This is a genomic window from Nocardiopsis sp. NPDC050513, from assembly GCF_044457925.1.
GTDB lineage: Bacteria > Actinomycetota > Actinomycetes > Streptosporangiales > Streptosporangiaceae > Nocardiopsis.
This window is the reverse complement of the sequence record NZ_JBITHK010000005.1, coordinates 61,472-74,995: the sequence shown is the minus strand read 5'-3', so window position 1 is coordinate 74,995 and position 13,524 is coordinate 61,472. Positions and strand designations below refer to the sequence as shown.

The 13,524-nt window shown below is 72.7% G+C and carries 16 protein-coding genes; 9 read left to right on the top strand and 7 right to left on the bottom strand.

The annotated features are described in order from the left end of the window. Complete coding sequence (locus ACIBFB_RS10630; RefSeq protein ID WP_397228597.1) at positions 1-480, bottom strand: nucleoside deaminase; 480 nt, start codon at positions 478-480, stop codon at positions 1-3. A gap of 122 nt (positions 481-602) precedes the next feature. Beyond that, complete coding sequence (locus tag ACIBFB_RS10625; protein WP_397228595.1) at positions 603-3,152, bottom strand: HAD-IC family P-type ATPase; 2,550 nt, start codon at positions 3,150-3,152, stop codon at positions 603-605. A 239-nt stretch (positions 3,153-3,391) separates the two neighbouring features. On the opposite strand from ACIBFB_RS10625, the gene ACIBFB_RS10620 reads away from it, so the two are divergent. The 3 genes from ACIBFB_RS10620 (at position 3,392) to ACIBFB_RS10610 (ending at position 5,165) form a co-directional block, all read left to right on the top strand. After that, positions 3,392-4,177: an NRDE family protein gene (locus ACIBFB_RS10620; RefSeq protein ID WP_397229237.1), complete on the top strand. Its 786-nt coding sequence runs from the start codon at positions 3,392-3,394 to the stop codon at positions 4,175-4,177. Positions 4,178-4,404: 227 nt separating this feature from the next. Beyond that, positions 4,405-4,788 carry a hypothetical protein gene (locus ACIBFB_RS10615; protein WP_397228593.1) on the top strand — a complete coding sequence of 128 codons (384 nt, stop codon included), beginning with the start codon at positions 4,405-4,407 and terminating at the stop codon, positions 4,786-4,788. A 185-nt stretch (positions 4,789-4,973) separates the two neighbouring features. Next, positions 4,974-5,165 carry a hypothetical protein gene (locus ACIBFB_RS10610; protein WP_397228591.1) on the top strand — a complete coding sequence of 64 codons (192 nt, stop codon included), beginning with the start codon at positions 4,974-4,976 and terminating at the stop codon, positions 5,163-5,165. A 13-nt stretch (positions 5,166-5,178) separates the two neighbouring features. On the opposite strand, the gene ACIBFB_RS10605 is transcribed toward ACIBFB_RS10610, so the two are convergent. Then, a complete protein-coding gene (locus ACIBFB_RS10605) occupies positions 5,179-5,442 on the bottom strand; it encodes a hypothetical protein (protein ID WP_397228589.1) in 264 nt (87 codons plus the stop codon). A gap of 223 nt (positions 5,443-5,665) precedes the next feature. On the opposite strand from ACIBFB_RS10605, the gene ACIBFB_RS10600 reads away from it, so the two are divergent. The 3 genes from ACIBFB_RS10600 (at position 5,666) to ACIBFB_RS10590 (ending at position 7,434) form a co-directional block, all read left to right on the top strand. Then, positions 5,666-6,433, top strand: coding sequence for a Scr1 family TA system antitoxin-like transcriptional regulator (locus ACIBFB_RS10600; RefSeq protein ID WP_397228587.1), 768 nt, complete (start codon positions 5,666-5,668; stop codon positions 6,431-6,433). Next, positions 6,426-6,602: a DUF397 domain-containing protein gene (locus ACIBFB_RS10595; protein ID WP_397228585.1), complete on the top strand. Its 177-nt coding sequence runs from the start codon at positions 6,426-6,428 to the stop codon at positions 6,600-6,602. The genes ACIBFB_RS10600 and ACIBFB_RS10595 overlap by 8 nt, the downstream gene beginning before the upstream one ends. Before the next feature lie 121 nt (positions 6,603-6,723). Next, complete coding sequence (locus ACIBFB_RS10590; protein ID WP_397228583.1) at positions 6,724-7,434, top strand: VOC family protein; 711 nt, start codon at positions 6,724-6,726, stop codon at positions 7,432-7,434. Between the two features lie 160 nt (positions 7,435-7,594). On the opposite strand, the gene ACIBFB_RS10585 is transcribed toward ACIBFB_RS10590, so the two are convergent. Next, the gene (locus ACIBFB_RS10585) at positions 7,595-8,011 is read right to left on the bottom strand and encodes a carboxymuconolactone decarboxylase family protein (RefSeq protein WP_397228581.1); all 417 of its coding nucleotides are present in this window, start codon (positions 8,009-8,011) and stop codon (positions 7,595-7,597) included. Next, on the bottom strand, positions 8,008-8,862 hold the full coding sequence (locus tag ACIBFB_RS10580; RefSeq protein ID WP_397228579.1) for an MBL fold metallo-hydrolase: 855 nt from the start codon (positions 8,860-8,862) through the stop codon (positions 8,008-8,010). Before ACIBFB_RS10580 ends, ACIBFB_RS10585 begins: the two co-directional genes overlap by 4 nt. A 67-nt stretch (positions 8,863-8,929) precedes the next feature. Between ACIBFB_RS10580 and ACIBFB_RS10575 the strand changes: the two genes are divergently transcribed. The 3 genes from ACIBFB_RS10575 to ACIBFB_RS10565 all read left to right on the top strand — a co-directional run bounded on the left by ACIBFB_RS10575 (position 8,930) and on the right by ACIBFB_RS10565 (position 12,152). After that, positions 8,930-9,502: a TetR/AcrR family transcriptional regulator gene (locus tag ACIBFB_RS10575; protein ID WP_397228577.1), complete on the top strand. Its 573-nt coding sequence runs from the start codon at positions 8,930-8,932 to the stop codon at positions 9,500-9,502. A 196-nt stretch (positions 9,503-9,698) separates the two neighbouring features. Beyond that, positions 9,699-10,922 carry a cysteine--1-D-myo-inosityl 2-amino-2-deoxy-alpha-D-glucopyranoside ligase gene (gene mshC, locus ACIBFB_RS10570; protein WP_397228575.1) on the top strand — a complete coding sequence of 408 codons (1,224 nt, stop codon included), beginning with the start codon at positions 9,699-9,701 and terminating at the stop codon, positions 10,920-10,922. A gap of 57 nt (positions 10,923-10,979) precedes the next feature. Beyond that, positions 10,980-12,152, top strand: coding sequence for a HEAT repeat domain-containing protein (locus ACIBFB_RS10565; protein ID WP_397228573.1), 1,173 nt, complete (start codon positions 10,980-10,982; stop codon positions 12,150-12,152). 234 nt (positions 12,153-12,386) lie between these two features. On the opposite strand, the gene ACIBFB_RS10560 is transcribed toward ACIBFB_RS10565, so the two are convergent. Together ACIBFB_RS10560 and ACIBFB_RS10555 are read right to left on the bottom strand one after the other, a co-directional pair. Then, complete coding sequence (locus tag ACIBFB_RS10560) at positions 12,387-12,767, bottom strand: hypothetical protein (protein ID WP_397228571.1); 381 nt, start codon at positions 12,765-12,767, stop codon at positions 12,387-12,389. Between the two features lie 163 nt (positions 12,768-12,930). Then, positions 12,931-13,452 (bottom strand): nitroreductase family deazaflavin-dependent oxidoreductase, encoded by a 522-nt coding sequence (locus ACIBFB_RS10555; RefSeq protein WP_397228569.1) that lies wholly within the window; start codon positions 13,450-13,452, stop codon positions 12,931-12,933. Positions 13,453-13,524 lie beyond the last annotated feature (72 nt).

Below are 13,524 nucleotides of genomic sequence, written 5' to 3'. Positions count from 1 at the left end.
TCAGCCCACCCCGTGGAAACGCGCCTGGAGCGCGCGGACCCGCCCGGCCAGCCCGGGCACGGGGCCGACCACGTCCGCGCCCGGGACGACCTCGCGGACCGGCAGGGCGCGCACGGGCGCCGGGGGCACGCCCCACTCGGCCAGCCAGGCGGCCAACTGCGCGGAGGAACTCGCGTACACGATCCGGCCGAGCCCGGCCCACCCGTGCGCGGCGGCGCACATCGGGCAGTGTTCGCCGGAGGTGTACACGGTGGCGGCGGCGCGTTCGGAGTCGGTCAGGAGCGTGGTCGACCACCGGGCGATCGCGAACTCCGGGTGCCGGGTCCGGTCGCCGGAGGCCACGCGGTTGTGGTCCTCCACCAGGACGGTCCCGTCCCCCGCGACCAGCAGCGAGCCGAACGGCTCGTCCCCGGCCGCCAGGGCCGCCTCCGCCAGCTCCACGGCACGCCCCAGGTGCCCCAGGTCGACCTCGTCCACCATCGTCGCTCCCCTCGACCTTTCCCGAGCCGTCCGGGCCACCCTATGACGGGGGTCCCTCCGGGGCACCGCCACCGGGGTCCGGTGAACGGTCGAAGGTCGCCCGAGGGACGCCGCGGCCGGGGTCAGGGGGAGGCGGGGACCGGTTCCTCCTCCGGCTCGTCCTCGGCCGCCCGCGAACGGGCGGCCATCCGGTCGTCGACCACCCGGATGACGGTGATCACCGCGATCGCGACGCCCGCCACCGCCAGTCCGGTGAGCAGCTTGCCCGGCTCACTCACGTCCAGGTCGAAGAACCACTGCCCCAACGGCGTCACCATGGCCAGGGTCAGCAACCCCACCATGGACCCCACCAGCACGACCTTCCACCACACGTACGGCCTGGCCACCAGCAGCAGCACCCACAGCGTGGTCGCGCACAGGGTGATCACCACCGCCGTGCGGTCGGCCGGTTCGGGTACCGTCCGGCCGCCCAACACCAGCAGGTAGGTGGTCACAGCCGCCAGACCGGCCACCAGACCCGCCGGCACCGCCAGACGCAGCGTGCGCAGGACGAACCCAGGGCGGGCGATGTCGGTGTTGGGGGCCAGCGCCAGGAAGAACGACGGGATGCCGAACGTCACCGCGTTGATCAGGGTGGCGTGCCGGGGGAAGAACGGGTAGGCGACCGCGAGCAGCCCCACGACGGTCGCCAGAGTCATCGTGTACACGGTCTTGGTGAGGAACAGGCCCGCGACGCGTTCGATGTTGCCGATCACCCGCCGACCCTCGGCCACCACGCGCGGCAGTGCCGCGAACCGGTCGTCCAGGAGCACCAGCTGGGCCACCGAGCGCGACGCCGGGCTGCCCGACCCCATCGCCACGCCGATGTCGGCCTCCTTGAGCGCGAGCACGTCGTTGACCCCGTCGCCGGTCATCGCCACCGTGCGCCCGCGCTGGCGCAGCCCGCGCACCATGTCGCGCTTGCGCTCGGGCGTCACCCGGCCGAACACCGACCGCCGCTCGACCTCCTCGGCCATGGTTCCCGCGGCCTCGGGCAGGTCCCGGGCGTCGACCGGGTGCTCCGCCCCGGCCAGGTCCAGCTCACGGCCGACCGCGCCCACCGACGCCGCGTGGTCGCCGGAGACGATCTTGACGTCCACGCCCTGCTCGGCGAAGTAGTCCAGCGTCGGCGCCGCGTCCTGGCGCACCCTCTGGTCCAGGACCACCAGCGCCGTGGGCCGCACGGGCCCCGGCGCTCCCTCGGCGTCGACCCGGCGTCCGGCGCGCGCCACCAGCAGCACCCGGTGCCCCAGCGCGCCCAGCCGCGCCGCCTCGGCCGCCGCCGGGTCGTCCGGGGCGACCAGCACGTCGGCGGCCCCCAGCACCCAGTGCTCCTCGCCGTCCGGGGTGAGCAGGCTCGCGCCGCTCCACTTGCGGGCCGAGGAGAAGGGGGCGACCGCGGTCACCGGCCAGTCGGGAACCCCGTGCCCGGCGGCGGCGCACCCCTGGGCGATGGCGGCCATGCTCGGGTTCGGATCCGGGTCGCCGGCCGCCAGCGCCGCCAGGACCCGGGTGGTGGAGCCGGTCGCGTCCCCTCCGCCCAGGTCGCGGATCCGCGCCAGGCGCATCCCCGCCTCGGTGAGCGTGCCCGTCTTGTCGGTGCACACCACGTCGACCCGGGCCAGCCCCTCGATGGCGGGCAGCTCCTGGACCAGGCACTGGTGGCGGCCCAACCGGACCACCCCCACGGCGAACGCGATGCTGGTGAGCAGGATGAGCCCCTCGGGGATCATCGACACCAGCGCCGCCACCATCCCGCGCAGCGCGTCCGCGAGCGGGCCGGAGATCTGGCCGCCCGCGACCGGTTCGTCCAGGGTGACGTGGCCGCCCAGGACCAGCTGGCTGTAGACCAGCAGGGCGCCGATCGGGAACAGGGCGTAGGTGATCCAGGTCAGGATGCGGTTGATCCCCGACCGCAGCTCCGACCGGACCAGTGAGAACCGGCTCGCCTCCTCCGCGAGGCGTGCGGCGTAGGCGTGCCGTCCGACCTTCGTGGCCCGGAAGCGCCCGCTCCCGGACACCACGAAGCTCCCGGACATGACGGTGTCGCCGGGCCGCTTGGCCACGGGGTCGGCCTCGCCGGTCAGCAGCGACTCGTCGACCTCCATCCCCGCGGACCAGGTCACCACGCCGTCGACCACGGCCTGGTCGCCCGTGCCCACCTCCAGGACCTCGTCCAGGACGATCTCCTGGGTGGCGACGCGCACCGTCGCCCCCTCGCGGACCACGCGCGGCCGGGCGGCGTTGACGATCGCGAGCCGGTCCAGCGTCCGCTTGGCGCGCAGCTCCTGCACGATGCCGATGAGCGTGTTGATCACGATGACCATCGCGAACAGCCCGTCCTGGAGGGGGCCGATGACGGCGATGACGGTGAAGAGCACCGCGATCATCGCGTTGATCCGCGTGAAGACGTTGCCGCGGACGATCTGGCCGACACTGCGGCTGGCGCGCACGGGGACGTCGTTGGTGCGCCCCGCGGCCACGCGTTCGGCGACCTGTTCCCGGCTCAGTCCCGGTTCGGCCGGGGGGAGGGCCGGTCCGGTCGGTCCGGCGGAGGCCACGGCCGAGGCCGTACCGGGTGGGGCGCCGCTGGCGTCCGTTCCGTCGTCGGGACGGTCGGGCTGGTCGGGCACGCGCTGCTCCTGTCGGGAACGGGTGGACGGGGGCGTGGCCGTGTCGGGGGTCCGGCACTGGTCCGGGGTGGGATGCGTCACGGCCGGAGCCAGACCAAGACTAGAAGAACCGGGGCGCGTCCTCACTCAGGCGAGCACCCGACTTCCGGTGGGGTCACCACCCCCGGCCGCAATAGCGGTCGGGGGTGTGCTGTTGTATGAACGGGGACACCGTCGAGGGACACGTCGGGAAGGCCGCCATGTGTACTGTGATCGTCGGATTCGACCCCGGAGCGGACACACCCCTGGTCGTCGCCGCGATCCGCGACGAGATGAGGGACCGGCCCTGGGACTGGCCCGGCCGCCACTGGCCGGACCACCCCGCGCTGGTCGGGGGCCGCGACCGGTTGGCGGGCGGCACGTGGCTGGCCGTGGATCCGGCGCGACCGCGCGTGGCGGCGCTGCTCAACGGGTGGCCCTGGGACGGCCGGATGCCGTGGGAGGGCGCCTACCCGGCCAGTCGGGGCGACCTTCCCCTGCACGCCCTCGCCGCACCCGGACCGGACCCGCTCGACGGACTGGACCTGAGCCGGTACGCCCCCTTCCACCTCCTGGACGCCGACGCCCGCCGGGCCATGCTGCACAGCTGGGACGGCGCGCGGTTGGACGCCCGGCCGCTCCCCGTCGGTGTGAGCGTGATCGTCAACACCGGTCTCGACCCGGTCGACCCCCGCGCGCTGCGCCACACCCCCGAGTTCGCGCGCACCCGGCCCGACTCCGAGCGGCTGGCCGACCTGGCCCGCGTGCCCGACGTCTGGGGACGCTGGCCGGACCTGATCACCGCGGCCGCCCACGACACGCCGCGCTCGGCGGGCGCCGACGACTCCGGCGACCCCTCGGGCCTGATCGCGCACGCCGAGCTCGGCGGCGGGCAGGTGTGGGCCACCGGGTCGGTGACCCTGCTGGCCGCCGACGGGGAGACCCTCCGGTACGCCTTCACCGACACCCCGGCCGACGCGGACGCCTGGCGGCCGATCGACCTCTGATCCCCCGCGCCGTTCGGCCGGGACGGGCGGCGCGGGGCGCCGCGGGCCTCCGTGTCGTCACGGATTGGCAGAGTCTGTGGGCAGTCATCGCGATCGGGGTAGGAAAAACACTCCGAAACCGCGTCATAAGCGGTGTCCAGGACCGTGTTCTCGGTGACCGGGGACGAGGGACGCGTCAGGCGTGCCCTTCCGGCCCTGTTCGCGATCCAGACCCGGAAGGAACACTGATGAACGCCAGCCCCGCCCACGACCTCCCCCGCCCCCACGCCCTGACCCCGCACCACGACCCCGCCCAGCTCGTGGGCCGGTGGACGCGCGTACTCGGCGACCGCGGCGACCAGGTGGGGGTCCTCCTGCACGCCACCCGGTCCATCGCCGCCCCGGGCTGGGAATGGGCTCTGCGCACGCCGACCGGCGTCGTCACCGGCACCGGCGACCTGCGCGCCACCGCGCTCGGCGGACACGACGGCCGCGAGGCGCGCTCGGTCCGTCGCAGACTCCGCGCGGCCCGTGCCGACCTCGCCGAGTTCGCCGAGGCGGGCGACCCCGCCCTGGACGAGGTGACCGCCGACCTGGAGCTGCTGGAGCTGGAGCTGGCGGCCCACGCCTGAGCCTTCGGGCCGTAGCCGCGCCCTCGCCCCGCCACCCCGGCGGGGCGCGCCCGTCGCTGTGACCCATACCGCGCTTCCGCGCATCGCCCCCGGTAAACCCTCTGCGTGACCGAGGCGTCTCTCTGGGAGACGGCTCGGGTGTCGTCCCACGCGCGCGAGCGCGCGGTCGGGTTCAGGGAGCGGCGATGCGGGACGGACGGGGCGGGCGGTTCGAGAGCATCGCGTACTGGCTGCTCTATGTGGTCTCGGTGAGCGGGGCGCTGCTGCACTGGCGGCTGGGCGGGGTGCTGCTGGCCGGTGCCTGCGCGGGGTCGGCCGTGCTGAGCGCCGTGCTGATCGCCCGCACGCGCCAGGAGGACCTGGCCCCCGACCGCTGAGCCGGCTCTCTCGCTACGCGGTGTTCCTGCGGGGGAGCGGAGGGACGAAGCCCGCGCGCGTCTCGACCACCTGTTCCACGAGGAGGTCCAGGCGGTCGCGCCGCACGTACCTCCAGGTGCCGTCGCGGTCCTGCCATCCCCAGGACCGGCCCTCCTTGAGGCCGAGGGCGACGTTGCCCAGGTAGGACGGGCCGACCAGCGCGCGTTCCACGTCCCACCCCCGCGTCCAGGGGAAGCGCCGCCATTCCAGGGTGAAGGCGAGCCCGCGTCGGGTCATGAAGGCGTCCCGCGCTTCGGGGAAGGGATCGGATTTCCCCGGCGTCGTGATTCGGGTGTCCGGTGTGGCGTGGTTTCGCCAGTTCTCTGCATCGCGGTTCTCGCCGCGTTCGGTGCCGTTCATGGTTCCAGCGTTCGCCTAACGGCCGGATGACACCAGGGCAGGAGTTTGTCTCTGTTGCGATACTCCTGGGCTGTGTTGAGATCGTGTCATGCTGTGTCACATGAATGACTTTCAGAGGGAGTTGCGTAGGCTGCGAAAACAGCGCAATCTCACTCAGGCTCAGGTCGCTTCTGTCGTTGGCTACGTCCCTTCGGCAGCTTCTAACTGGGAAAATGGGCGAACCACTCCAGATGAGGAAACAGCGAAGAAACTGGATGATTTCTTCGAGGCGAGGGGTGGTCTGCTGCGCATCCTGAAGGAGGTGACACGGACGGACGGTGTTCCCCCGTGGTTGCGTGACGATGAACAGCTGTCGCAACAGGCGGTGATTATCGAGGTCGTCACGCCCGTGTTGGTGCCTGCGCTCCTGGAAACACCGGCGTACGCGCGTTACGCCCTATCCGAGGGGCGTCCGTCTGATTCGATGCACGTCATCGATGAGCTCGTGAAGGTGCGGTGCTCTCAGCTCTCGCGTCTGGGAACCGGCGTTCGGGTCTTCGCGACCTTCCCGGAGACCGGTCTGACCGGAGTCCCTATCCGGGCAAGGAAGGAGCAAGCGGCGCATCTTCTCGACCTGGTCGAATCGGACAGGGTACGTGTCCATATGGTTCCCAGCGGGAGCATTCTCGCCGGGGTGACGTCTCCGTTCCAGATCTACCGCCTTCGGGACGGCTCCCGTGTAGCGACTTCCGAGCACACGAACGGGACTATCCTCGTGAACGAAGCCCCCGGTGTTCAGCGGTTGCAGGATCTCGCGCGCGCCGCGCTCGGTAGTGCTCTTCCCGCAGACGACACCCTTCGGAGACTGAAGGAGATCAGTGATGAGTAACGAGTGGCACACGGCGAGCTACTCGCAGAACGGCGGTCAGTGTGTCGAGGTGCGGGAGCACGCCAACGGCGCGGACGTCCGCGACACCCAGAACCGGGAACGGGGGCACCTCAGTGTGCCCGCCCGTGAGTGGGCCGTGCTCCTGACCTCGGTACGCGCCAGCCGCTGACGTCGCTGAGCGAACGAACCGGCCCACCGGTCCGGACCTGCTGAGACCTCGGACTGCCAGGATCCTCGATCCGCGCGGGCATAGTATCGGCACCATGGCGACTCGGCTTGTACAGATTCACATGAGTGCCCTGGACCACGCCGCGCTCGGCGGGTTCTGGGCGAAGGCGCTCGACTGGGGTCTCTCCAGCGAGGGACCCGGCGTGACCAACCTGGAACCCGAGGGCTTCGTCTATCCGGACCCCGTCGCCGTCTGCCTCGACATCGTCGCCGTGCCGGAACCCAAGACGGTGCGGAACCGTGTCCGCATCGACCTCGCCACCGCTTCCGCGGCTCATCAGACGGAGCTGGTCGCACGTCTGACGGAGCTCGGAGCGACGCCCGCCGACGTGGGTCGGGGCGACGCGCCGTGGGTGGCCCTGGCCGACCCCGAGGGCAACGAGTTCCGCGTGCTGGAGCCCCGGGAGGCCTACCGGGACACCGGGCCGATCGCCGCGGTGACGGTCGACTGCGTCGATCCTCGGGCGATGGCCCGGTTCTGGGACGAGGCGATGGACTGGACCCTGCACGAGGTGACCGACGACCACGCGGTCATGCGCTCAGCCGAGGGCGTCGGCCCGTATCTCAGCTTCCTCCGCACCCCCGACGCGAAGACCGTGAAGAACCGCGTCCATCTCGACCTCCGGCCGTACCCCGGTGACGATCAGGCGGAGGAGGCGGCACGGCTGAGGGCGTTCGGCGCCACCGACATCGACATCGGCCAGGGCGACGTGCCGTGGGTGGTGCTGGCCGACCCCGAGGGCAACGAGTTCTGCGTCCTCACCCCGGCCTGACCCGGTTCGGACCCCCGTGTCCGGCCTGATCAGCCGATCGCCGGCGGTCACTCCACCCCCCGGCCGGAGGCCCGCGTCGCCCGCCCGGGTCATCTCCGAGGCCCGCTCCACCCCCGCCCCTCCGACCTGGGATTCGCCGACCGCCGCCGCGGCGGCGGTGTCATGCGTGCGGGTCGTGTCCCCGCGTGTGATCGCCCCGTACCAGGCGCATCGCGGCGGAGGGGTAGGGCTGGCCGAGGTAGGCGGTGAGCAGGATCATGAGCTGGGTGAGGCCCGCCTCGTCGACGCCGTTGCGGCGTGCCAGGCCCAGGTAGACGTCCAGGCGTTCGTCGATGACGTGCGAGGCGACCAGGGCCGCGATGACGGCGATGCTGCGATCGCGGTCGGTGAGGGCCTGGCCCTGCCAGCCGGGGCCGCCGGCGGCCTCGTAGGCCTCGGCGGTGTACTGGGCCCCGGCCCGCTGGGTCATGAGCCGTTCGGCGGTCTCCTCGTCGACGCCGAAGTTGAGCGCGTAGCGGGCGCGTCCGGCGCGCGCGCGTGCCGTGGAGGCCGCGGTCCCCTCCGTGTGCCCGCTCACGGCGCCTCGTCGGCGCCGGGCCCCGGAACGAGGAGGGGGATGTCGCCGTAGCCGCGCGTGTCATGGGCGGGCACGATCCGCATGTGCTGCGCCAGGGCGCTCACCCGGTCCAGGTCCCTGCGGATCTGGGCGGGGTCGCTGTCGGCGAGCATCCGCATGAGGAGGGGGCGCTGCGCGCCGCACGTGATGCCGTCGAGCTGCCAGGCCAGGTCTCCGATGAAGGCGAAGCGGCGGTCCGGGCCCAGGGTCACGAAGACCACGACCGATCCGGTGGTGTGGCCGGGCGCCGGCACGATCACGACCGAGCCGTCCCCGTGGAGGTCGTGGCTGGCGTCGAAGCCCCGGTGGGCGGGGCCGTCGAAGCCGTAGACGCGCCGTTCGTGCTCTGCGGCGACCCGCTGGAACACGCGGTCCCCGCGGCTGCGCTCGGCGTATGCCAGCTCCTCCCGGGGCACCAGGATCGGCACGTCGAGCGAGTCCAAGCCGCTGACGTGGTCCCAGTGGGAGTGGGTCAGGAGCACGCCGAGCAGTCGGCCGCGGTCATAGCCGGCCGTGTCCATCTGCTCGCTCGCGGTCGCGCCGAGCGTGTGCGGTGAGCGTCGGAACCGCGGCAGCATGCGGATGTGCTCCTGGGCGTGTGCGCCGAAGCCCGCGTCGATGAGCACGTCGCCGCGGGGGTGCTGGACCAGGACCGCCGTGGCGGCGAAGTGCCTGCGGTCGCGGAACCGTCCTCCCTGGAAGGCCAGGGCGGCCGGGGTCTCGTAGGTGCCGGTGGGGAGCTGGAAGATCTTCATGTCGCGGGGCGGTGCGGCCGCCGTCGGCGCGTCGGTGCGCCCGTCATTCTTGGTCATGGAAGACAGTATTGAACTACGAGTTCAACATTGTCAACAGGGTTCAATAACTCATAGGATCGTGGCCATGACGAGCCGAACGGGATCGCTGGATCCGCGCATCGCCCGGACGCGGCGCGACGTCGTGGACGCAACGAGCGCGCTGCTACTCGAAGAGGGCTGGGACGCGGTGACGCACGCCGCGGTCGCGCGCCGCGCCGGCTACTCCAAGGCCACGGTCTACGCCCACTGGCCCGCCCGGCTCGACCTGATCAGCGCGTCGATCGAGCAGATCTGCGATGCGGCCGACCACCCGGCGCCCACGGGCGACCTGCGCACGGACCTGCGCGTCGCGCTGGAGGACTTCGCGCACGACCTCACCCACCGCCGTCTGGATCGCCTCCTGGCGGGGGTCGTCGAGCACGCCCCCGACAGCGAGGTCGTCGCCGGGCTGCGCACCCGCCTGTACGAGACCGGGACCAGCGCGATGCGCGCCGTACTCGCGTCCCACCTCTCGCAGCGCGACGTCGAGCCCGCGCTGGCGCTGCTCACCGGGGCGGTGTTCACGCTGGTCACGTTCGAGGGCAAGGCGGCGAGCGCCGCGGTGGTCGACGACCTCATCGATCGGGTGCTGGCCTCCACGACACCGCGGACGGACTGACGGGACGGTCCGTGGGCGAGCGACCGGTGAGCCGGGGAAGACCCACCGCTGAATCCTGTGGTCATCCCCGCCCGGGCGGGTCCCCGAACCGCGTTCGGCGGTCTCCTATTCCCACCCTTCCTGGGGGGATCATCACCCGGAGATCCCACCCTCGCGGGGGCGTTTGGCACACGGGTGTCCGGATAGTCTTCCGGGTATGCGTTCATGGTCTGCGCCTGACATCGTCCCCCTGCCGGGTACCGGCGGTCCGCTCCGTGTCCACGACACCGCCACCGGCCAGCTGCGGACGACGGCCCCGGGGCCGCGCGCCGGGATGTACGCCTGCGGCATCACCCCCTACGACGCCGCGCACCTCGGCCACGCCTTCACCTACCTGACCTTCGACCTGGTCAACCGGGTCTGGCGGGACGCCGGACACGATGTCGACTACGTGCAGAACACCACGGACATCGACGACCCCCTCCTGGAGCGGGCCGAGGCGATCGGCGTCGACTGGCGCGACCTCGCCCACCGCGAGATCGACGTGTTCCGCGACGACATGGCCGCCCTGCGGATCATCCCCCCGACCTCCTACGTGGGCGTCGTGGAGTCGGTCGACCTGATCAGCGACCTGGCCGCGCGCATCCGCGACACCGGCGCCGCCTACGAGCTCGACGGCGACCTGTACTTCTCCGCCGACGAGGCCCAGGGCTTCGGCGGCATCAGCCACCTGAGCCACGAGGAGATGCTCGACCTGTTCGGGCAGCGCGGCGGCGACCCCCGGCGCGAGGGCAAGAAGAACCCGCTGGACTGGCTCCTGTGGCGCGCCGAACGCCCCGGAGAGCCCGCCTGGGACAGCCCGCTCGGCCGCGGCCGCCCCGGCTGGCACATCGAGTGCAGCGCCATCGCCCTGGACCGGCTCGGCCCGGCCTTCGACCTCAACGGCGGCGGCAGCGACCTGATCTTCCCGCACCACGAGATGGGCGCGGCCGAGACGCGATGCGCCACGGGCGGCCCCAACGCCCACAACCACCTGCACGTGGGCATGGTCGGACTGGACGGCGAGAAGATGTCCAAGTCCCTGGGCAACCTGGTGTTCGTGTCCAAGCTGCGCGAGCAGGCCGTCGAACCGGCCGTCATCCGCGTGGCCATGCTCGCCCACCACTACCGTTCCCCCTGGGAGTGGACCGACGCCGAACTCCCGGTCGCCTGCGAGCGGGTGAGGCGCTGGCGCGCGGCCACCGCCCTGGGGTCGGCGCCCGACGCCGCCCCGCTGCTGGCCGCCGTGCGCGCCGCCCTGGCCGAGGACCTGGACTCACCGAAGGCCCTGGCCGCGGTGGACGCCTGGGCCGAGCGCGCCCTGCGTGAGGGCGGCGCCGACACCTCCGCCCCGGGTCTGGCACGCACCACGGTCGACACGCTGTTGGGCGTGGCGCTGTAGCCGATCGTCCCCGTTCCCGGTCGGCCGGCCGTCGGTCGCTCCTGGCATCCTTCGGTCATGCTGACAGCACCGGACATCCTCCGCACCACGGACTGGGACCAGACCTTCCATGCCTACGGATCCGCCGCCGACGCCCCCGAGGGGCTCTCGGCCCTCCTGCGGGAGGATCCGGACGCGTTGTCGACGGGCATGTACTACTTCCACAGCGCGATCCTCCACCAGGGCAGCGTCTACCCCGCGACCCCGCCCGGCACGCTGTTCGTGGCGGCGCTGCTGGACGATCTCGTCCGCGGGCGGTGGGTCCCCGCCGGGGGCGACGACGCCGAGCGGTGGCGGGTCGCGCTGCTGGACACCCTCCGGGAGGTGGCGGAATCAGCGGCCACCGACGAGAGCGACGCCGAACTGGCCGAGCTCGCCGAACTGCCGGAGGCCGAGCGCCGGGAGATCCTGGCCGCGATGCGCGCCGACGACGACGAGGTCTGGGAGGACCCCGCGCTGGAGGCCATGACGTGGCAGGCGCTCGCCGACCTGCGCGCCGCCGCGCCCGCCCTGCTGGAGGCGGCGCGTCCGCTCCTCGCCCACGGCGACTCGGCCACGCGCCTGCGCGCGGTGGAGGCCGCCTCGGCGATCGCGCGCCTGGGGCGTCTGGACGTGGATCTGTCCGGGTCCGTCGCCTCGGCGCGCGGCAGGGACGAGACGGCCGCGGTCGTGCTGGCGCTCGGGGAGCTCGGACACGACACCTCGGAGTACCTCACCCACCACGATCCGGCGATCCGGGCGTGCGCCGCGCTCGCGCCCGCCCGGAGCGGGGACCCCGCCGCGACGCGCGAACTGGTCGCGGCGCTGGCCGACCCCGAGGAGCCGGAGCGGTGGTTCACCACGGACCTCGCCTGCTTCCGCGGGCGGTACACCCTCGTCTCCACCCTCGCGGACCGCTCGGAGCCCGCGGACGCCGGACGCCTGCTCCCCGTGTTCCGCGCGCTGGCCGCACACGCCTTCCTCCACTCCGCCGAGATCGACTGCGGTCCGCTGCTGCGACTCGCCTTCCCCCGACGCGAGGACGGCGGCGCGCGGACCGGTGGCCTCTCCGACGTCCAGCGCGCCTACCTGGCCGCCCTGGTCGCCAACGACGGCCTCTGGCCGGGGACGTTCAGCAGCGTCTCACTCCTTCTCGGCGGCCTGGATCTGCCCACGGACCGGGAGGCCTTGCGCGCCCTGGCCGAAGGCTGAGCCCTGGGCTCCCAGAGCCTGACTGAGAACCTGTCACAGGGAGGTGTGTGGAGCGGCTGTCCCTCGGTCGAGGCGGCGGGGCACACAGCCGCACGCCTTCCCGTGATGCTCACTGGGGCAGCCGGTCGGGCGGCGTGGAAGCATGTGCGGGCTCCTGGCGGGCGGCCGGCCCCGACGACCGCCGATCCTCCAGGAGCCCCGCCGGGTCGTCTGGGAACCAACGCGGACGACGGGTCATCTCTCCGAGAGCCGCTCGTACAGGTCCTCCGCGAAACGCGTTCGGTAGACGCCGTAGACGATGGCGTCCGGGGACTGGTAACCCCGGTGCTCCGGGGCCGAGACCTCGTGGTCCCACCGGGTCACCTCCCCGCTGAGCGGCGACCCCCGCCCCGAGAACGCCAGCGCGGCCTCCGCCAGTTCCCGCTCGCCCGTGACCACCGAGGACCAGAACCCGCGGCCCTGGCCGACCACCCACACGCACAGATCCTCGGTGTCGTCCTCGGACCAGACCACGTCGTCGACGATCACGCCTTCCGAGACGTCGATCAGTGCGTCGGCCGCATCCAGGTAGGCCAGCGCGAACCCTTCGAGCATCTGCCTGGACTGTGACTCCAACCATGCCTCCAGAGCGGACAGTCGAGGTCTCGTCGCGTCCACGACCTCCCAGAACCAGTCGGGAACCCGCCCCAATCCCGCTCACCGCCCTCGCCGGCCCGGCAACGTCCGTCCAATCGTAGGAGAGCAGCGCATCCGAACGGACCCCGGCCCCGCCGCCTCATCAGGGGGCGCTGAAGTCGGGGTACTGGGTGCCGGGGGCGCGCTCGGGGAGGAGCCGGACGACCGGGATGCCGTTCACCGGGTCCGACCCCACCCGCGCGTAGTCCTCCGGCTCCTCGCCGACCTCGCGCCCCAGCGCCTTCATGAGCGCTCTGGCCGTGCCCGGGTGGAGCTCCGCGTAGTGGGCCAGCGCCCGGCCGGAGTCCTCGGGCGGCAGGGGCGCGGCCGTGCCCCGGAACCTGTGGCCGCCCACCTGGAACAGCACCCGGGGTTCGGCCTGGATGTTGCGGAACCACTGGGCGCGCCGGCCGTAGGCGGCGGCGACCAGGACCGCCCCGGTGCTGTCGTTGCGTCCCACGACCTCCAGCACCGCCTGCCGGGGCTCACCGCTGGTGCGCCCCCTGTGCGTGAGCAGGACGAGGCGGCGGCCCATCAGCGGCCCGAGACCGAGTCGGTACAGCCAGATCGGCGCTCGGAAGGCGACGCGCTGGAGCGGTGACCTCGGCGGCTCGGAGATCGTCATGAACGTCGGGCCTTCCTACGTACTGCGCGGGTCCGGCGGGACGAGTGTACGCAGGCAGCACGCCCTGTCCGG